We start from the raw sequence: 19558 nt of genomic DNA on the forward strand, positions 1-19558 counted from the left end.
ACGCCGGCCGGGCGCTCCCGGCCCGTCCGCCCTACTGCCGGATGGCCCAGCCCCGCTCCCGCAACGACGCCGACAGCACCGGTCCGGCCGACGGCTCCACCATCAGCTGCACCAGACCGGCCTGCTGCCCTGTGGCGTGCTCGATCCGCACGTCCTCGATGTTGACCCCGGCCCGCTCCGCGTCCGCGAAGATCCGGGCCAGCTGCCCCGGCTGGTCGTCGATGAGCACCGCCACGACCCCGTACACCCGAGGAGCGGACCCGTGCTTGCCGGGCACCCGCACCTGCCCGGCGTTCCCCCGCCGCAGCATGTCCTCGATCCCCGACGCACCCTCGTCCCGCTTGGCCTCGTCGGCGGACTGGAGCGCCCGCAGCGCCCGCACGGTCTCCTCGAGGTCCCCGGCCACATCGGTGAGCAGATCGGCCACCGGTCCCGGATTCGCGGAGAGGATGTCGATCCACATGTCGGGGTCGGACGCGGCGATCCGGGTCACATCACGGATCCCCTGGCCACACAGCCGTACGGCGGCCTCCTCGGCGTGCTCGAGCCGCGCGGCGACCATGCTGGAGACCAGATGCGGCATGTGCGAGACGAGCGCCACGGCACGGTCGTGGGCGTCGGCGTCCATGACCACCGGCACCGCGCGGCAGTGCGAGACCAGCTCCAGTGCGAGGTTCAGCACCTCGGTGTCGATGTCCCGGGTCGGTGTCAGCACCCAGGGCCGCCCCTCGAAGAGGTCCCCGGAGGCGGCCAGCGGCCCGGACTTCTCCCGCCCGGACATCGGATGCGTACCGATGTACGTGGAGAGGTCGAGTCCCAGCCCCTCCAGCTCCCGGCGCGGCCCGCCCTTCACGCTGGCCACGTCGATGTATCCGCGGGCCACGCCCCGTCGCATGGCGTCGGCGAGCACTGCGGCCACGTGCGCGGGCGGCGCGGCGACGATCGCGAGGTCGACGGGCCCCTCCGGCGCCTCGTCCGTGCCGGCGCCGAGCGCGGCGGCCGTGCGGGCCTGCTCGGGGTCGTGGTCGGCGAGGTGGACGGTGACGCCCCGTCCCGCCAGCGCCAGCGCGGCGGACGTCCCGATGAGGCCGGTCCCGATGACGAGTGCGGTCCTCACTGGGCGATGTCCTTGCGCAGGGCGGCCGCGGCGCCGAGGTAGACGTGCGCGATGTCGGCGCGGGGCCGGTCGGACTCGATGTGGGCGAGCACCCGGACGACCCGGGGCATGGCGCCCTCGATGTCCAGCTCCTGCGCGCAGATCAGCGGTACGTCGACGATGCCGAGCTTGCGGGCCGCGGCGGCCGGGAAGTCGCTGTGCAGGTCGGGCGTGGCCGTGAACCAGAGGCTGATCAGGTCGTCGGCGGTCAGCTCGTTCCGCTCCATGATGGCGGTGAGCAGCGCCCCGACCTGCTCGTCCATGTGGCCGGCCTCGTCCTGTTCGAGTTGGACGGCGCCCCGGACCGCTCGTACCGCCACGGCATTGCTCCTCGCTGATGCTTGCTGATGCACAACCCGGCTCTTCGTACGACCAGCCTAGTCAGCCCGTGCGGCACGGGTGCGCGGCGCCCGCGTCCTGAGATGGCGTCCCGGACCGTGGCAATGTCACCCGAACGTCGCAGTTCCGCTACTTGGGGTGAAAACACACCCGTGCGCCCCTGGACTCGGGACCCCGGGTCCGCTCTGATGGCAGGACACTCGCCTCGGGGGAGGCCCCTTACATGAAGCGTTCCGGACCGCTGCTGACACTGCTCGCGGGATTGCTGCTCGGCCTGTTCATGCTCTCGCTCAACGCCACCACGGGCGAGAAACCCACGTCGTCGTACGTCAAGCCGCCGGGCTCCGGGAAGTCGTCGCCCAGCACCAAGGCGTCACCGAGCGCCGCACCGGCACAGACGTCCGCGCCGCCCAGCAAGTCCCCGGCCCGGACCCCGGTGCCCGAGGGCGTCTACACGGGCCGGACCGACGACGACTCCTCCGCGGTCGCGATCACCGTGCGCGACGACAAGGCGATCGCATACGTCTGCGACGGCCACAACGTCGAGTCGTGGCTCCAGGGCGACGTGAAGGACGACGGCAGCCTGCGGCTCACCGGCAAGGGCGGCGCGAGCCTGGACGGCAGGGTGAAGGGCACCAAGGAGATCCGCGGCACGGCCGAGGTCGGCAACGGTAGCTACGCCTTCACCATCGGCAGGACGAAGAAGTCGTCCGGGCTGTACCGGGCGAACAGCACGGTGGCCGGCGCGAAGATCGAAGGCGGCTGGATCGTCCTTCCGGACGGCGAACAGGTCGGCATCCTGAGGCGCGACGGCAAGCCCTCCCCGGCGCCGGAGATCGACCCGGAGACCGGTGCGGTGACGGTCGACGGACAGCGGCTCACGGCCCGCCCGGCAACCCCTTGAACCAGGGCCCTTAGGAGCCGATCATGACCGTCGACCCGAACGCGGCCACCCAGAGCTGGCCCCCGCCCGAACCGGAGCGCCGCCCCAGCGCGGCCCGCTATCTGATCCCCGCCCTGGTCGCCGCCGCGGTGGCGGTCGCCCTGGGCGCCTACGGCAAGGTCCACGACCCGACGGGCACGGCCTTCAACCTCGCCGGCTTCAGCAGCACCGGCGCGGTGAAGTCATGGCTCGCCACGGTCGCGTTCTTCTTCGTGCTCGTCCAGCTCGTCTCGGCCCTGATGGTGTACGGCAAGCTGCCGGGCCCCAGCTGGTCCGCCACCCTGCACCGCTGGTCCGGCCGAGCGGCGTTCCTCGTCGCGGTGCCGGTCGCGGTGCACTGCCTGTACGCGCTGGGCTTCCAGTCGTACGAATCACGCGTTCTGTGGCACTCCCTCTTCGGTTGCTTCTTCTTCGGTGTCTTCAGTGCCAAGATGCTGCTGCTCCGCTCGGAGCGACTTCCCGGATGGCTGCTGCCGATCGTCGGCGGGCTCGTCTTCACCGCGCTCACGATCCTCTGGCTGACCTCCGCCCTCTGGTTCTTCCGCACCTTCGGAGTCACGACATGACGCACAGCTCGGCGCGGCGCACGATCCTTCTCGCGACGGGAGCGGCCACACTGGCCGTCGGCTGCGGTCAGTACGGCAACGAGAACAGCGACTCCGGGTCCAGTTCGGTGCAGGCCGGCACCGAACTGGCGAAGACCAGCGAGATCCCGGTCGGCGGCGGGAAGATCTTCAAGGATGAGAAGGTCGTCGTCACCCAGCCGAAAAAGGGCGAGTTCAAAGCCTTCTCGGACATCTGCACCCACCAGGGCTGCCAGGTGACCAGCGTGTCCGATGGCACCATCAACTGCCCCTGCCACGGCAGCAAGTTCAACATCACGGACGGCTCGGTGGCCAACCCGCCGGCCAACAAGCCGCTGCCCGAGAAGCAGATCAAGGTCAGCGGCGACTCGATCCAGCTCGCCTAGCACGCAGAAGGGCTCTAGGCGTCCCAGAGCGCCCCGAGCGTCACCAGTTCACTGCCGTACTCGATCCGGTCGGCCCATTCCACCGGCCAGGCGTCCGCTCCCAGATGGGCGCCCGCGAAGGCGCCCGTCAAGCAGGCGATCGAGTCGGAATCGCCGGAACTGCACGCGGCCCGCCGCAGGGCCGTCAGCGGCTCCTCGGGGAACTGGAGGAAGCACAACAGCCCCGTAGCCAGGGCCTCTTCGGCGACCCAGCCCGCACCGGTGGCCAGGCAGGGGTCCTCCTCCGGCGAGGCGGTGCGCACGGCGTGGTCGAGCCGGTCGAGGACCGCCAGGCACTCGTCCCAGCCGCGCGCGATGAACTGCCCAGGCGTCGGGTCCTGGCTCCTCGCCCACAGGTCGCCGAGCCAGCGCTCGTGGTACTGGCCCCGGTTCGCCAGGGCGTACGACCGCAGCAGTCCGACGAGTTCGTCAGGCCCGGTGCCCAGTGCGAGCAGCCGTACGGCACGCGCGGTGAGGTCGGACGCGGCGAGCCCCGTCGGGTGCCCGTGGGTGAGCGCGGCCTGCAACTGGGCCGCGCCCGCCCGCTGTTCGTCACTGAGCCCGGGGACGAGCCCGACGGGCGCCACGCGCATGTTGGCGCCGCAACCCTTGGAGTTGATCTGACTGGCCTCCTGCCAGGGCAGTTGCTCGTTCTTGAGCAGTGAGCAGGCCCGCAGACAGGTGTTTCCCGGCGCCCTGTTGTTCTCCGGTGACTGATACCAGTCGACGAACTCCTCCCGCAGCGGCCGCGCGAGTCCCTTGGGCCCGAGCACTCCGCGGTCCATCGCCGTCCGCAGCCCTCTGGCCACCGCCAGAGTCATCTGTGTGTCGTCGCTGACGACGGCCGGCGTGCGCAGCTCCATCTCCCGCCACGGCCCGCACTTGGCGAGGATCGACGGCACGTCGTTGAACTCGGTCGGGAAACCGAGGGCGTCCCCGAGGGCGAGGCCGACGAGGGTGCCGGTGGCGGCGCGTTTGGTCAGGATCGTGGTCATGCGGGGCGTCCTTCCGGGGACGGGCGGAGGAGAGGGGGGTGCAGGGCGGTGGCCGGTCCCGCGCGGTAGAGCGCGGCCGGTTTGCCGCGGCCACCGGTCAGCCGCGCCGCGCCGGGGACGGCCTCGACGAAGCCGGGCGTGGCGAGCACCTTGCGGCGGAAGTTGGGCCGGTCGAGCGTGGTGCCCCACACGGTCTCGTACACCTGCTGGAGCTCCCCGAGGGTGAACTCGGGCGGGCAGAAGGCGGTGGCGAGGCAGGTGTACTCGAGCTTGGCGCCGACGCGTTCGTGGGCGTCGGCCAGGATGCGGTCGTGGTCGAAGGCGAGCGGTCCCGCCTTGTCGTACGGCACCCAGCGGGCCTCGGCCGCGTCGCTGCCGCCGTGCGGCTCGGGAGGGTCGGGCAGCAGCGCGGCGAAGGCGACGGAGACGACCCGCATCCGGGGGTCACGGCCGGGTTCGCTGTAGGTCCGCAGCTGCTCCAGATGCAGTCCGGAGAGGTCCGACAGCCCGGTCTCCTCGGCGAGTTCACGCCGGGCCGCCGTCTCCGCGGACTCGTCCGGGTGCACGAACCCGCCGGGCAGCGCCCAGTGTCCGGCGTACGGCTCCTGCCCCCGCTCCACGAGCAGCGCGTGCAGGGCGCCTTCGGCGACGGTGAGGACGGCGAGGTCGACGGTGACGGCGAAGGGTTCGTGGGCGTACTTGTCGTAGTCCACTCGCACTCGCCCCTTTGTGGTCATGATGACTAATAGTCGTTACGACTATAAAGAGACGGGAGGGTGTTCCACAAGCCCCTGGAAGTGCCGCCCCAGAAAGGCGAGAAGCCGTGTCTCAGGCCGCGCGCCGGACGGTACGGGGACCGGTTCGGCGAACCGCACGCCCCGGTCCTCCTCCCCCACCACGCACTGGGCGACGGACAGGAGTTCGGCCGCGAGGCCCTCCGGAATGGGCCGCGGCTGTCCGCAGGACCGGGCCACGTCCCACCCGTGAACGGTGATCTCGACAGCACCGACGGCGGCCATCACCCGTACGTCCAGCGGGCGTTCACCCACCAGCACGTCCTCGGGCGGCCCGGCGGCCCAGGCGCCGAGCACGGCACACGCGCGTGTGCGGAAGCCGCAGACCCGGTCGGCCTGCGGGAGCAGTCCGATCCGTCCGCCGCTCAGCCCCTCGTACAGCGCGTCCAGCGAGTCGTCGAGATGCCCCAGCAGCTCGCCCAGATCCCACTCGGCGCACGGTGTACCCGTGCCGAGATCCACGCGCCGCGACGCCGCCACGCTCCCCAGCGCGTAGGCGAGCGAACGCTCCAACAACTCCCCCGCGCTCATGACTGCACCTCCGCCAGGCCGCCACAGCAGCCCCTCGGCGGCCTCACAGACGATTCCTGGCCCCCCGGCTCCCGACAAGGCCACGAAGGCCGCACAGGGCCCTTCAGTGCTGCCGGACCGGTCTCGTCACGGTGTGCGTTCCTCGCGCCCATCCCCACTCTCTCCATCCCCACTCCCTCCGTCACCGATACAGACCGGCAGGAGGGCGAAAACGCATCGGCCGGTCCCGGAGAACTCCGGAACCGGCCGCACTTGCACGCGTGGGGGACGCGGGACTACAGATCGACTTCCTTCAGCAGCATGCCGACCTCGGTGTTGGACAGCCTCCGCAGCCAGCCCGACTTCTGGTCGCCCAGGGTGATGGGGCCGAAGGCGACCCGCACCAGCTTGTCGACCGGGAAGCCCGCCTCGGCGAGCATCCGGCGCACGATGTGCTTGCGACCCTCGTGGAGGGTGACCTCGACGAGGTAGTTCTTGCCGGTCTGCTCGACGACCCGGAAGTGGTCCGCCTTCGCGTACCCGTCCTCCAGCTGGATGCCGTCCTTGAGCTGCTTGCCCAGGTCCCGCGGGATCGGACCCACGATGTGCGCGAGGTAGACCTTCTTCACGCCGTACTTGGGGTGGGTCAGCCGGTGGGCCAGCTCACCGTGGTTGGTGAGCAGGATGACGCCCTCGGTCTCGGTGTCGAGCCGCCCCACGTGGAAGAGCCGCGTCTCACGGTTGGTGACGTAGTCCCCGAGGCACTGCCGGCCCTCGTTGTCCTCCATGGTCGAGACGACACCGGCGGGCTTGTTCAGCGAGAAGAACTGGTACGACTGCGTCGCCACGGTCAGGCCGTCGACCCTGACCTCGTCCTTCTCCGGGTCCACCCGCTTGCCCTGCTCCAGGACGATCTCGCCGTTGACCTCGACCCGCGCCTGCTCGATGAGCTCCTCGCAGGCCCGGCGCGAGCCGTAGCCCGCGCGCGCGAGGATCTTCTGGAGCCGCTCGCCCTCCTGCTCGGCGCCCGGGAAGGTCTTCGGCGGCTTCACGTCCTTCTTGCCGGCGTACCGCTCCCGGTTGCGCTCCTCGGCCCGCGCCTCGTACTCCCGCGAGGTCGCCGGCACCGAACGGCCGCGCCCGGTGCCCTGGCCCTGCTTCGGGCCGCCCTTGGCGCCGCCGCGCGCGGAGGCACCACGCCCGGTCTTCGGTCCGTCGTGGGTCCCGCCGGGGCCCACGTCGTAGCGCCGCTCCTCGGGGCGGGGGTTCTTCGGCCGGCCGCCCTGCTTGTCGTCGCGGTCGTTCCCGGCACCGCGGAAGTTACCGCGGCCACCGCCGCTCCCCCCGCGGCCACCGCTGCTCCCGCCGCGGCCGCCGCTGTTGCCACCACGGCTCCCGCCGTTGTTTCCGCTGCTGTTCCTGCCGCTGCTGCTTCGCATCAAAGTTCCGTCTTGTCGTCTGCGCCCTCGGAATCCGGGGCGTCCGGATCGAACGACGGTACGCCTTCCTGGGTCTCGGCCTCGATCGCCTCCGCCTCCGGGAGGAAGGGCGCGAGCTCCGGGAGCTCGTCCAGACCGCGCAGGCCCATCCGCTCCAGGAAGTAGTTCGTCGTCACGTACAGGATCGCACCTGTTTCGGGTTCCGTGCCCGCCTCCGCGACCAGACCCCGCTGGAGAAGGGTGCGCATCACACCGTCACAATTGACTCCGCGCACCGCGGAGACCCGGCTGCGGCTGACCGGCTGGCGGTAGGCGACCACCGCCAGCGTCTCCAGCGCGGCCTGCGTGAGCCGGGCCTGCTGCCCGTCCAGGACGAACCGTTCCACGGCCGGGGCGTACGCCGCCCGGGAGTAGAACCGCCATCCGTTCGCGACGTGCCGCAGTTCGAAACCGCGCCCCTGGGCGGCGTACTCGCCCGCCAGCTCCCGCAGCGCCCTGGTGATCTGCCGCTTCGGCCGCTCCAGGATCTTCGACAGGTGCTCCTCGGTCGCGGGCTCGTCCACGACCATCAGGACGGCCTCCAGCGCCGGCTTCAGGTCGAGGTCGGCGACGCCCGGCAGTCCCGCCGGGGCCTCGGTGGTCTCCTCGCTCACGTCTTGTCCTCCTTGGGCGGCTCGGGCGGCTCGGGCGGCCGGTCGAACTCGTCGGTCACCGTCGGCTCGGCTTCGCCCTCACCGCCGGTCCACCGCACGAGCAGCTCTCCGAGCGCGGTCTCCTGGTCCAGCGCCACGGCTTTCTCCCGGTACAGCTCCAGCAGTGCCAGGAAGCGCGCCACGACGGTCAGGGTGCCGTCGGCGTCCTCCACCAGCAGGCGGAAGCTGGCCTCGCCGAGCTCCCTTAGCCGTGCGACCACGATCCCCGCCTGCTCCTGGACGCTCACCAGGGGCGCGTGGATGTGGTCGACGTACACCTGCGGCTTGGGCTTCGGCTGCATCGCCTTCACGGCGAGCCTCGCGAATCCCTCGGGCCCGATGCTGATGACGACCTCGGGCAGCAGATCGGCGTGGTGCGGTTCGAGTCCGACGGTACGGGGGTAGCGCCGGGCCTCCTCGTCGAGCCGCCGGTTGAAGATGTCGGCGATCTGCTTGTACGCGCGGTACTGGAGCAGCCGCGCGAAGAGCAGGTCCCGGGCTTCGAGGAGCGCCAGGTCGGCCTCGTCCTCCACCTGCGCGGCAGGCAGCAGCCGGGCCGCCTTCAGGTCGAGGAGGGTGGCGGCGACGACGAGGAACTCGGTCGTCTCGTCCAGGTCCCAGTCCGGCCCCATGGCCCGGATGTACGCCATGAACTCGTCGGTGACCTTGGAGAGCGCGACCTCGGTGACGTCCAGCTTGTGCTTGGAGATCAGCTGGAGGAGGAGATCGAAGGGCCCCTCGAAGTTGGCGAGCCGGACCTTGAAGACACCGCCGGACTCCCCCTCGCCCCCTTCTTGAGGCACAGACTGGGGGACGGTCTCCGCCTCGGCCTCGGGAAGCGTCACAGGCTCCGGGACCGGCTTGAGCTCGAAGCCCGCCTCGGCCTGCGGAACCCCAACCTCCGGCCCCCCGGAAACCGACACCGCCTCCGCGGCCATCTCACCCACGGAGACCACCTCGGCCTCGAAGCCCGCCTCGGCCTGCGGAACCCCGACCACCGGCCCCCCGAAAACCGGCTCGGCCTCCCCGACCACCCCGGCCGCAGGAACCGCCTCGGACTCCGGGACCCCAGCCTGCGGCCCCTCGGAAACCGACACCGCCTCGGGCTCCCCGACCACCCCGGCCGGAGGAACCGCCTCGGACTCCGGAACCTCGGTCTCCAGCTCCTCAGGAGCCGACACCGTCCCCGCGTCCTGCTCGCCCCGCGGAGCGCCCGGCCCCCGGCCCAGCACACGCCGACGACCGGCCGTTGCGCCGGAGCCGAGGGGAACGTCGTTCGAGGTCATAGCCCTCGCAGGCTACCGCTAGCGCCCACGCAGCCGACGGACGAGAATGCTCGCGTCCCCGCGGGACTCCAGATCCGCCAGCACCACGGCGACCGCCTCGCGCACAATGCGCCCGCGGTCCACCGCCAGCCCGTGCTCGCCCCGGAGCACAAGTCGGGCGTGCTCCAGGTCCATGAGCTCCTCGGCCGACACGTACACGGTGATCTTCTCGTCGTGCCGCTCGCGCCCACTGGGCCGCCGGGCGGGCGACCGGCCGCGCTTGCCGCGCGACTGCGCACCGCCGGAGGCCTGGGCAGAACCTTCCTGCGCCTCCTGACGTCGCGCGGTGCGCTCCGCGGCGGCCGCCCGGAGACGGGACTCGCCCGCCTCCACGGACTCGGCGTCGGCCGCCACATGCTCGGCCCCGTCGCCGTCCCCGCCCTGCGCGGGCACGGACTGCGGCGCGTCCTCGGCTCCGGCCCCGTCGGACTCCCCCGCGGGAGCCGGCACCCGGGCCTCGCCGTTGGTCCCCCGCCGGGGCGTGGACGCCTGGAGCGCCATCCCCCCTGTCGTACGGAACAGTTCGTCGGCCCCCGGCAGACTCACTCGGCGTGACACCGGGCGAGCACCTCCCTGGCGAGCTGGCGATAGGCGGCGGCACCGACGGAGTTGGAGGCGTACGTAGTGATCGGCTCACCGGCGACCGTGGTCTCCGGGAAGCGCACCGTGCGTCCGATGACCGTGTGGTAGACGTGGTCGTCGAACGCCTCGACCACACGGGCCAGGACCTCACGGCTGTGGACCGTGCGCGAGTCGTACATCGTGGCGAGGATCCCGTCGAGCTCCAGCTCCGGGTTGAGCCGCTCCTGGACCTTCTCGATGGTCTCCGTCAGCAGTGCGACACCACGCAGGGCGAAGAACTCGCACTCCAGAGGGACTATCACCTTGTGCGCGGCCGTCAGGGCGTTGACCGTGAGGAGGCCGAGTGAAGGCTGACAGTCGATCACGATGTAGTCGTAGTCGGCCATGAGCGGCTTCAGTGCCCGCTGCAATGTCGACTCGCGGGCGACCTCGGAGACCAGTTGGACCTCCGCCGCCGACAAGTCGATATTGCTCGGCAGCAGGTCCATGTTGGGGACCGCGGTCTTGAGCAGGACCTCGTCCGCCGCCATGCCCCGCTCCATGAGCAGGTTGTAGACGGTGAGGTCGAGCTCCATCGGGTTGACACCGAGACCCACCGACAGCGCGCCCTGCGGGTCGAAGTCAACGAGCAGCACGCGCCGGCCGTACTCCGCGAGCGCGGCACCCAGGTTGATGGTCGACGTCGTCTTGCCCACGCCGCCCTTCTGGTTGCACATCGCGATGATCTTCGCGGGGCCGTGGTCGGTCAGCGGGCCCGGGATCGGGAAGTACGGCAGCGGCCGCCCGGTCGGGCCCACGCGCTCACGGCGCTGGCGGGCCGCGTCGGGCGCGAGCGTCGCCGCGTACTCCGGATCCGGCTCGTACTCGGCGTCGGGGTCGTAGAAGTGCCCCTCGGGCAGTTCGTCGTAGTCGGCGAAGTGGTTGTGGGGCGCGCCACTTCCGTCGCCGGCCATGGCGTTCACGTGATGGCCATCCATGCTCTGGTGTGCTGTCCGCACGGTCGGCGGACTCTGACGGGCTGCGAAGGTGCGCACCGCGACGGAGCCGACAGCCTCGAACCCCGCGGGGCTCTGGGCCCCGGCAGGCATTCCTGGTTGACCACCCCCGGGAGAAAATGTCGACTCATTCACAAGTCGTCTTACCTCCTTGGAGACCAGGAAACTTCTAGACAAGGTCAGCGTGGCACCATGCCGACGGTTGGCGACTCTATGGCGTGTCGGGTGTTCACAGCAACACAATCCGCCGGACCCGGCAGGATGTGTCGGCAATGAAACATCCCGCTGTCAAGGGCGTACGGCAGTCGCACGGCAGGTTTCGCCGGTGTACGAATCGGTTCAAGGGTTACGTTCGACGCGAGTTGACCGAGAGTCGCAAAGTGACCATACACACATCCGGCCGGACCTTGTGGGGCAAGGTCCGGCCGCCTGTGCGTCGTTGACGCGCCTTGTTGACGTATCGCCTTCACGAAAAGGTGACTTAGCTATCGGAGCAGGTCACAGGCTCAGCCGAGCAGTGTCTCGAGTTCCACGTGCTCCAGGTCGTGGGCCTCCGCGACCTCCCGGTAAACGACCTTGCCGTCATGGGTGTTGAGACCCTTGGCGAGCGCGGGATCGCGGCGCAGCGCCTCCACCCAGCCCCGGTCGGCCAGTTCGACGATGTAGGGCAGCGTGGCGTTGGTGAGCGCGTAGGTGGAGGTGTTGGGCACCGCGCCGGGCATGTTGGCGACGCAGTAGAAGACCGAGTCGTGGACCTGGAAGGTCGGCTCGGCGTGGGTGGTGGGACGGGAGTCCTCGAAGCAGCCGCCCTGGTCGATCGCGATGTCGACAAGGACACTTCCGGGCTTCATCCGCGCCACGAGCTCGTTGGTGACCAGCTTCGGGGCCTTGGCGCCCGGGATGAGCACCGCGCCGATGACGAGGTCGGCGTCCAGGACGGCCTTCTCCAGCTCGAAGGCGTTGGACATGATCGCCCGGACCTTGGTGCCGAAGACCTTGTCGGCCTCGCGCAGCTTGTTGATGTCGCGGTCGAGCAGCGTGACGTGGAAGCCCATGCCGACGGCGATCTGCGTGGCGTTCCAGCCGGAGACACCGCCGCCGATGACGACGGCCCGCGCGGGCTGGGTGCCGGGGACACCGCCGGGCAGGACACCGCGGCCGCCGACCGAGCGCATCAGGTGGTAGGCGCCGACCTGCGGGGCCAGCCGGCCCGCGACCTCGGACATCGGGGCGAGCAGCGGGAGCGCGCGGGAGGGCAGCTCGACGGTCTCGTAGGCGATCGCGGTGGTGCCGGACTCGATGAGCGCGTCGGTGCACGCCTTGGAGGCGGCCAGGTGCAGGTAGGTGAAGAGCGTCTGGTCCTTGCGCAGGCGGTGGTACTCCTCGGCGACGGGCTCCTTGACCTTCAGCAGCAGGTCGGCGGTGGCCCACACCTCGTCGGCGGTGTCCAGGATCCGGGCGCCCTCGGCGACGTACTCCTCGTCCGGGATGGAGGAGCCGACGCCGGCGCCGCGCTCGATGACGACCTGGTGGCCGTGGCGTACCAGCTCGTGCACACCGGCGGGGGTGATGGCCACCCGGAACTCGTTGTTCTTGACCTCGCGGGGGATGCCGACCTTCACGTGGATCACGGTCCTTGGCTCAGAGTGTGTGGGGCAATACAACACATACCCGGGCATGCATGAGCACACCAGGAAGCACCGCAGGAGAAGGTGCGGCAGAGCCAGTCTAATGAAGGTGTTCCCGCTGTCTAGCCTTCCATTGCATCAATCTTCTGCGGATGTACTACGGATTTCGCAGGCGTCAGCGTCGTGTTTCGGTTCCTCGGCCTGCTGGGACCCGGGTTCCCCCTGGGAAAGCTCCTCACCCAGCAGACGTTCCGCGGCGCCGCGGTGCAGCTGGGCGGCGGCGGGATCGCCGAGGCGGTCCAGGGTGTCCGCGAGCCGCAGCTGGAGCGCGGCCTGCAGCCGGACGTCCTCGGCACGCCGCGCCCACTCCACGGCCTCCTGGCAGGTGCGCAGCGACTCCTCGGGGTGTCCGGCGTACTCCTGGACCCGGGCGAGTTCGCTCAACGCGCGTGCATGGGCGGCGACATCCCCGTGCTTGCGGTGCCCGGCGAGCGCGGCCCGCCAGTTCCTGGCTGCCTCGCCGTAGCGGCCGGCGTAGGTGTGCGCGGCGGCGATACGGCCGTACAGCCGGGCGGCCTCCGCGCGCTCGTCCCGGGCCAGCCGCTGGGCCAGGGCCCGGCCGAACCAGTCGGCGGCCCGGTCGTAGTCCCCGAGCTCCAGATGCGCGCCGCCTACGGATTCCATCGCGCGGCCGGTCGCATACGGGTCGTTCGCCTCCCGTCCGGCGTCCAGGGCCGCCCGATAGCGCGCGAGTGCCTCCCGGGTGCGGCCGGTCCGGGCGTCGAGGTCGGCGAGGTTCAGCAGGGCGGCGGCCTTCTCGCGGGGCAGGGCACGCCGCTCGGCCACGTCGAGGACGAGGCCGTGGATGTCGTAGAGGTCGGGGGCGGCGGCCTGCATCCCGAAGTGGGCCACGATCGCGCGCACGAGCTGCGACATCAGGCGCCGGGCCAGGGTGTCCAGCTCCCCGTCGGCAACCGCGTGGCGGGCCGCGGCGAGCAGCGCCGGCCGGCGGACGCGCAGCCAGTCCTCGGCCGCCCTGGGGTTCGGGAAACGCACCGAGGGCGGCATGCCCTGGAGCTTCTCGCGGGCGTCGGCGCTGTCGGTCTCGGTGATCGCGCGGGAGGACTGGAGCAGCCGTACGGTCCGCTCCAGCATGCGGGCGCGGGCCAGCTGGAGCTCGGCCGGGCGGTCCTGGGTGTCGGCGAGGGCCTTGAGCAGGGGGTACAGGCAGCCGGGTACCTCGTACTGCGGCAGCGGTGAGTCCACGGCGTGCAGCAGTCCGAGCGCGACGAAGTCGTCCAGGGTGGAGCGGGCGCCGGCCACCGAGCAGCCGGCGAGCGCGGAGGCGGTGTGCGGGTCGAGGAGGCCGGCCGGGGCGAGCGAGAGCAGTCGCAGGGTCCGGGCGGCCGCGGCGGGCAGGGAGGTGTAGACGAGTTTGAAGACCCGGCTGAGCGGGCTTGCCTCGTCACTCTCCGTATGCAGCTGCTTGGCGAGATCGGCGACGGCCGCCTTGGGGCGGGCGGCGAGCCAGCCCCCGGCCAGCATCAGCGCGGCGGGGTGGCCCTGGCACTCCTCGACGAGTCCCTCGGCGGCACGCGGGTCCACGGTGATGCGCACCGACCCGGTGTGCCGGGACAGCAGATCCAGCGCGGACTTGGTGTCGAGCCCGCCGAGCGTGCACGGACGGACGTCCGCGATTCCGGTCAGCGGACCTCCCGACACGGCCACGACCAGGCACTCCGGGGTATCCGGAAGCAGGGCGTCCACCTGTTCCGGGGCCACCGCGTCATCGAGCAGCACCAGCGCGCGACGGCCGGCGAGGGCCTCGCGCAGCACTGCCGTGAGGTCCTCCTCGGCGGCTCCGGCGGGTGCCTGTACCTCGAGCGCGGTGAGCAGTTCCCGGGCGGCGTTCCCGACCGGTACGGGGGTGCCGTCGGGCTCGCTCAGCCGGACGCGCAGCACCCCGTCGTCGTAACGGTCAGCGACCGCCCGGACGAGTTCCTCGGCGAGCGCGGTACGGCCGGATCCGGGGCGCCCCGCGATGAGCAGCACGCGCGCGCGGGGTGCCTTCCGGCCGGAGAGCGTGTCGAGTCCCGCGCGCTCGATGTCGGCGCGCAGTTCCTTCAACTCCCGCGTCCGCCCCAGGAATTGGCCTTCGCCGGACAGCCGTACGCCGCCTGCGTCCACCGCCTGATCCGTCACGGGCCACACTCCCGTCCCACCGCACGCGCAAAGCCCGCCGGTGACCCCGGTTCGGGCACCAAAAGCCTAGTTCACGCTGTGCAACGTTCCTGGCGGAGCGCGACCGGCGAGGACCAGAGAGTCCCCCGATCGGATCAACGGTTCATAAGATCACCGGTCTCGGGGGTGCCGGTGGCAGGGGCGCGGGGAACTGCGCGACAAGCCACGACGAACCGGCACCCCGCAACGGACCGGCTACAACAACGGCGCGACCCGGAGAACGGTCACGACTCAAACGGCCGCGCCGGCCATTCCGCCTCAGCGGAACGCAACCCGTCCAACCCGCCGGAGGCCCGCGCGGCGACCAGCGACAGCACACCCACGACGAGGCAGTTGTTGTGCAGCTCCCCCGCCAGCACCCCCCGCACCAGCTCGGCGACCGGCACGCGCGCGTACTCCAGGTCGATCTCCTCGTGCTCGACCTCGAAGCGCTCGCCGTCGGCCTCGGACAGCCCCCGGGCCAGGAAGATCCGGATCGCCTCGTCGCAGCCGCCCGGCGAGGTGTAGACGTCCGTCAGCACCCGCCAGTCCTCCGCCTTGACGTGCGCCTCCTCGTACAGCTCGCGCTGGGCCGCGTGCAGCGGATTCTCACCGGGCACGTCCAGCAGTCCGGCCGGGATCTCCCACAGCTTCTGCCGTACGGGGTGCCGGTACTGCCGGATGAGCAGGACGCGGTCCTCGTCGTCGAGGGCGAGGACGCCCACGGAACCCGGGTGGACCTGGTAGTCGCGGCCGACCACGGACCCGTCGGGCATGACCACCTGGTCCGTGCGGACGGAGGTCTTGTTGCCCACGAAGGGGGTCTTCGTCGCCCGGATCTCCCACTCCTCCGGGGCGTCCTTGATCGTCATCGCCTGTCCTTCCCCACGTGCGCAAAAGAAGCCGGGGCACTCGCCTTTGAATGCGTGTGCCCCGGCCACCGTACAACTGTCGTGCTACTTGGAACTCTGCCGCTCCACCGCGGCCTTCACCAGGCCGGCGAACAGCGGGTGCGGCCTGGTCGGACGCGAGCGCAGCTCGGGGTGGGCCTGCGTGGCGACCAGATACGGGTGGACGTCACGCGGGTACTCGACGTACTCGACGAGCTTGCCGTCCGGAGAGGTCCCGGAAAACAGGATGCCCGCCTTCTTCTCGAGCTCCGCGCGGTAGGCGTTGTTCACCTCGTAACGGTGCCGGTGCCGCTCCTCGACGTACTCCTTGCCGTCGTACACCTCACGGACGATGGAGCCCTCGGCGAGCTTGGCCGGGTACATGCCCAGCCGCATGGTGCCGCCCATGTCGCCCTCACCGGCGACGATGTCGAGCTGCTCGGCCATGGTGGAGATGACCGGGTGGCCGGTGGCCGAGTCGAACTCGGTGGAGTTGGCGTCCGGGATGTCGGCGAGGTTGCGCGCGGCCTCGATCACGATGCACTGCAGGCCCAGGCACAGGCCCAGCAGCGGGATCCTGTTCTCGCGGGCGTACTTGATCGCGCCGACCTTGCCGAGCACACCGCGGTCGCCGAAACCGCCCGGGATGCAGATGCCGTCCACGTCGGCGAGCTGTGCCGCGGCGCCGGCCGGGGTCTTGCAGTCGTCGGAGGTGACCCACTTGATCTTGACGCGGGCCTTGTTGGCGAAACCGCCGGCGCGCAGCGCCTCGGTGACCGAGAGGTAGGCGTCGGGCAGGTCGATGTACTTGCCGACCAGGGCGAGGGTGATCTCGTGGTCGGGGTTGTGGACGCGGTCGAGCAGGTCGTCCCAGGTCGTCCAGTCCACGTCCCGGAACGGCAGGTCCAGCTTGCGGACGACATAGGCGTCCAGGCCCTCGCCGTGCACGGTCTTCGGGATGTCGTAGATCGACTTGGCGTCGGGGCAGGCCACCACCGCCGATTCGTCGACGTCGCACATCAGCGAGATCTTGCGCTTGATCGCGGTCGGCACCTCGCGGTCGCAGCGCAGCACGATGGCGTCCGGCTGGATACCGATGTTCCGGAGAGCCGCAACCGAGTGCTGGGTCGGCTTCGTCTTCAGCTCCCCCGAGGGGCCGATGTACGGCAGGAGCGAGATGTGCACCACAAACACGTTGTCCCGGCCGACCTCGTGACGGACCTGGCGGACCGTCTCCAGGAACGGCAGCGACTCGATGTCGCCGACCGTGCCACCGACCTCGGTGATCACGACGTCGACCTCGTCCGTCGCCATGCGGCGGATGCGGTGCTTGATCTCGTTGGTGATGTGCGGGATGACCTGCACGGTGTCGCCCAGGTACTCACCGCGCCGCTCCTTGGCGATCACCGTGTTGTAGACCTGGCCGGTGGTGACGTTGGCGGAGCCGTCGAGGTCGCGGTCGAGGAAACGCTCGTAGTGGCCAATGTCCAGGTCGGTCTCGGCGCCGTCGTTGGTGACGAACACCTCACCGTGCTGGAAGGGGTTCATCGTGCCCGGGTCGACGTTGAGGTACGGGTCGAGCTTCTGCATCACGACGCGCAGGCCCCGCGCCTTGAGCAGCATGCCGAGGCTGGAGGCCGTCAGGCCCTTGCCGAGCGAGGAAGCGACACCCCCAGTGACGAAGATGTGCTTGGTCGTCGTGGCTGTGCTGTTTCGAAAAGCAGCGGTCATGGCCAAGAGGGGGCTCCCGTGGTCGCGATCTGGAGGTGCGGTTCGGGGGTCAAGCGCCCACCGGTCCACGGGCTACCAGGGTATCAGCGCCTCGGGGAGATGGCTTCCGGCCACGCTCCGCACACACGCCGACACGGACCCGCACGAACGCACCTGTTTCTCACCCGTTGCTCACCCGTTCGGCCCAGCCGCGTTGCCCGGAGCGGCACACAGATCATCTACGTGCGTCGTATCCTGCTCGGACACTCACTGCCGAGCCCGGCCGAAAACTCGGGACCACCCCACCCGTGAGCGCCGGAACAACGAGAGCTCGTCAGTTCGTTGAGCAGCAGTTGTCGTTTTGCCTCACAGCGGCAGGCCTGTTTTGCTTCACCGCTCAACGACGCAGTACAACCACCCCCTTGACCGCACCAAGCGACAGCCCCCTTTCCTACCGGGGGCGACGTGGCCGTTCGACTGGAGTTGCACGTGGCCGGGCGCATCGAAGACTACGCACTCATCGGAGACATGCAGACCGCAGCCCTGGTCTGCCGGGACGGCACGGTGGACTGGCTGTGCCTGCCCCGCTTCGACTCGCATGCCATCTTCGCCGGCCTGCTGGGCACAGAGGAACACGGCTTCTGGCGCCTGGGCCCCGCTCACGCGGCCGACGCCGAGCCCCCCACCGCCGCCCGGCGCACCTACCGCGGCGACTCCCTGATCCTGGAATCGGAGTGGGACACGTCACGCGGCACGGTCAGAGTGACCGATTTCATGCCCCCGCGTGACGGCGCCCCGCAGCTCATCCGGATCGTGGAGGGCATCTCGGGCCGCGTGCCCATGCGCTCGGCCCTGCGGATGCGGTTCTCCTACGGCCGGGTCGTGCCGTGGGTCCACAAGCACGAGGGGCGCACGGTCGCCGTGGCGGGCCCGGACTCGGTGTGGTTCGACACCGACTGCGAGACCTACGGCAAGTCGCTGACGACGTACTCGGACTTCACGGTCGCCCCGGGTGACCGGATCGCGTTCACCATCTCCTGGGAGCCCTCGCACAAGCAGCCGCCGCCGCTGCCGGAACCGGAGCAGTCGCTGGAGGCCACCGAGGACTTCTGGCGCGAGTGGGTCGAGCACTGTACGTACCACGGCCCCTACCGCGAGGCCGTCATCCGCTCGCTGATCACCCTCAAGGCGCTGACGTACGCCCCCACCGGCGGCATCGTGGCCGCGCCGACGACCTCGCTGCCGGAGGACGTCGGCGGCGTGCGCAACTGGGACTACCGCTACACCTGGCTGCGCGACGCGGCGATCACCCTGTCCTCGCTGCTGCGCACCGGCTACCGCGAGGAGGCCCGCGCCTGGCGCGAGTGGCTGCTGCGGGCCGTCGCCGGCGACCCGGAGAACCTGCAGATCATGTACGGCATCGCGGGCGAACGGGAACTGGGCGAGGCCGAGTTGGACTGGCTGCCCGGCTACGAGAACTCCGCCCCGGTCCGGGTCGGCAACGGCGCGGCCCACCAGCTCCAGCTCGACGTGTACGGCGAGGTCACCGAGGCCCTGCACCTGGCCCACATGACGGGCCTGTCCCGCAACGACTACGCCTCCCTGCTCCAGCTCAAGCTGATCCGCTACCTCGAGGACCACTGGGACGAGCCGGACGAGGGCATCTGGGAGGTGCGCGGGCCGCGCCGGCACTTCGTGCACTCCAAGGTGATGGCGTGGGTCGCCGTAGACCGCACCATCAAGCTCATCGAGTCCGGTGACGCGGACGGCCCGCTGGAGAAGTGGCGCGAGCTGCGCGACGACATCCACCGGGACGTGTGCGAGAAGGGCTACGACAAGGAGCGCAACACCTTCACGCAGTCCTACGGCTCGAAGGAGCTGGACGCCTCCCTGCTGCTGATCCCGCAGATGGGCTTCCTGCCCCCGGACGACAAGCGCGTGATCGGCACCATCGAGGCGATCCAGCGGGAGCTCTCGACCTCGGACGGCTTCATCCTGCGCTACCCGACCTCCGGCGGCGAGGAGAACCTCGACGGCCTCCCCGGCGACGAGGGAGCCTTCCTGGCCTGCTCGTTCTGGATGGCGGACGACCTCGCGATGATCGGCCGGGTGGACGAGGCGAGGAAGCTCTTCGAGAAGCTCCTCTCGCTCCGCAACGACCTCGGACTGCTCGCCGAGGAGTGGGACCCGCGTCTCAAGCGCCAGGTCGGCAACTTCCCGCAGGCCTTCAGCCACGTCCCGCTGATCGACACGGCCCTGCGTCTGACGGCGTCGGGGGCGTACGGGGGCTGAACAGCACCTGCGCGGAAGGGGGGTGTGCCCCATGGGGCA

General features: G+C 70.5%; 18 protein-coding genes. 4 read left to right on the forward strand and 14 right to left on the reverse strand.

Features of this window, described 5'->3' with window-relative positions:
• Positions 1–31: 31 nt before the first annotated feature.
• Complete coding sequence (locus ACIRP7_RS17185) at positions 32–1117, reverse strand: prephenate dehydrogenase (RefSeq protein WP_403659471.1); 1086 nt, start codon at positions 1115–1117, stop codon at positions 32–34.
• Positions 1114–1476 carry a chorismate mutase gene (aroH, locus tag ACIRP7_RS17190; protein WP_403659474.1) on the reverse strand — a complete coding sequence of 121 codons (363 nt, stop codon included), beginning with the start codon at positions 1474–1476 and terminating at the stop codon, positions 1114–1116. Before aroH ends, ACIRP7_RS17185 begins: the two co-directional genes overlap by 4 nt.
• A 242-nt stretch (positions 1477–1718) precedes the next feature.
• Between aroH and ACIRP7_RS17195 the strand changes: the two genes are divergently transcribed.
• The 3 genes from ACIRP7_RS17195 to ACIRP7_RS17205 are packed head-to-tail and all read left to right on the forward strand — an operon-like array spanning position 1719 to position 3408.
• Positions 1719–2399, forward strand: a complete 681-nt coding sequence (locus ACIRP7_RS17195) for a hypothetical protein (RefSeq protein WP_403659477.1) — start codon at positions 1719–1721, stop codon at positions 2397–2399.
• Positions 2400–2422: 23 nt separating this feature from the next.
• Positions 2423–3004 (forward strand): DUF6529 family protein, encoded by a 582-nt coding sequence (locus ACIRP7_RS17200; RefSeq protein ID WP_403659480.1) that lies wholly within the window; start codon positions 2423–2425, stop codon positions 3002–3004.
• Positions 3001–3408, forward strand: a complete 408-nt coding sequence (locus ACIRP7_RS17205; RefSeq protein WP_403659483.1) for a Rieske (2Fe-2S) protein — start codon at positions 3001–3003, stop codon at positions 3406–3408. The genes ACIRP7_RS17200 and ACIRP7_RS17205 overlap by 4 nt, the downstream gene beginning before the upstream one ends.
• 14 nt (positions 3409–3422) lie before the next feature.
• On the opposite strand, the gene ACIRP7_RS17210 is transcribed toward ACIRP7_RS17205, so the two are convergent.
• From ACIRP7_RS17210 to ACIRP7_RS17265, 12 genes are all read right to left on the reverse strand, one after another.
• Positions 3423–4442 (reverse strand): ADP-ribosylglycohydrolase family protein, encoded by a 1020-nt coding sequence (locus ACIRP7_RS17210; RefSeq protein WP_403659486.1) that lies wholly within the window; start codon positions 4440–4442, stop codon positions 3423–3425.
• Entirely contained in the window at positions 4439–5179 is a 741-nt protein-coding gene (locus ACIRP7_RS17215; protein ID WP_403659489.1) for an NUDIX hydrolase, read from the reverse strand. The genes ACIRP7_RS17210 and ACIRP7_RS17215 overlap by 4 nt, the downstream gene beginning before the upstream one ends.
• Positions 5180–5200: 21 nt before the next feature.
• Positions 5201–5767: a TIGR03086 family metal-binding protein gene (locus ACIRP7_RS17220; RefSeq protein WP_403659491.1), complete on the reverse strand. Its 567-nt coding sequence runs from the start codon at positions 5765–5767 to the stop codon at positions 5201–5203.
• Positions 5768–6042: 275 nt separating this feature from the next.
• Positions 6043–7185 (reverse strand): pseudouridine synthase, encoded by a 1143-nt coding sequence (locus ACIRP7_RS17225; RefSeq protein ID WP_403659494.1) that lies wholly within the window; start codon positions 7183–7185, stop codon positions 6043–6045.
• A complete protein-coding gene (scpB, locus tag ACIRP7_RS17230) occupies positions 7185–7838 on the reverse strand; it encodes an SMC-Scp complex subunit ScpB (protein WP_403659497.1) in 654 nt (217 codons plus the stop codon). Before scpB ends, ACIRP7_RS17225 begins: the two co-directional genes overlap by 1 nt.
• Entirely contained in the window at positions 7835–9163 is a 1329-nt protein-coding gene (locus ACIRP7_RS17235) for a segregation/condensation protein A (RefSeq protein WP_403659500.1), read from the reverse strand. Before ACIRP7_RS17235 ends, scpB begins: the two co-directional genes overlap by 4 nt.
• A gap of 18 nt (positions 9164–9181) precedes the next feature.
• Complete coding sequence (locus tag ACIRP7_RS17240; RefSeq protein ID WP_403659503.1) at positions 9182–9760, reverse strand: hypothetical protein; 579 nt, start codon at positions 9758–9760, stop codon at positions 9182–9184.
• A complete protein-coding gene (locus tag ACIRP7_RS17245; RefSeq protein ID WP_352390821.1) occupies positions 9745–10872 on the reverse strand; it encodes a ParA family protein in 1128 nt (375 codons plus the stop codon). The genes ACIRP7_RS17240 and ACIRP7_RS17245 overlap by 16 nt, the downstream gene beginning before the upstream one ends.
• Before the next feature lie 413 nt (positions 10873–11285).
• On the reverse strand, positions 11286–12401 hold the full coding sequence (ald, locus tag ACIRP7_RS17250) for an alanine dehydrogenase (protein ID WP_403659587.1): 1116 nt from the start codon (positions 12399–12401) through the stop codon (positions 11286–11288).
• Positions 12402–12545: 144 nt separating this feature from the next.
• The gene (locus tag ACIRP7_RS17255; RefSeq protein WP_403659506.1) at positions 12546–14609 is read right to left on the reverse strand and encodes a tetratricopeptide repeat protein; all 2064 of its coding nucleotides are present in this window, start codon (positions 14607–14609) and stop codon (positions 12546–12548) included.
• 263 nt (positions 14610–14872) lie between these two features.
• Positions 14873–15499 (reverse strand): NUDIX domain-containing protein, encoded by a 627-nt coding sequence (locus ACIRP7_RS17260; RefSeq protein ID WP_403659509.1) that lies wholly within the window; start codon positions 15497–15499, stop codon positions 14873–14875.
• 84 nt (positions 15500–15583) lie between these two features.
• On the reverse strand, positions 15584–17248 hold the full coding sequence (locus ACIRP7_RS17265; protein ID WP_403659512.1) for a CTP synthase: 1665 nt from the start codon (positions 17246–17248) through the stop codon (positions 15584–15586).
• 468 nt (positions 17249–17716) lie between these two features.
• Here ACIRP7_RS17265 and ACIRP7_RS17270 point away from each other — a divergent pair, with 468 nt between their 5' ends.
• A complete protein-coding gene (locus ACIRP7_RS17270) occupies positions 17717–19519 on the forward strand; it encodes a glycoside hydrolase family 15 protein (protein ID WP_403659590.1) in 1803 nt (600 codons plus the stop codon).
• Positions 19520–19558 lie beyond the last annotated feature (39 nt).

Origin of the sequence: Streptomyces sp. NPDC102270, assembly GCF_044766405.1 — a bacterium.
GTDB lineage: Bacteria > Actinomycetota > Actinomycetes > Streptomycetales > Streptomycetaceae > Streptomyces.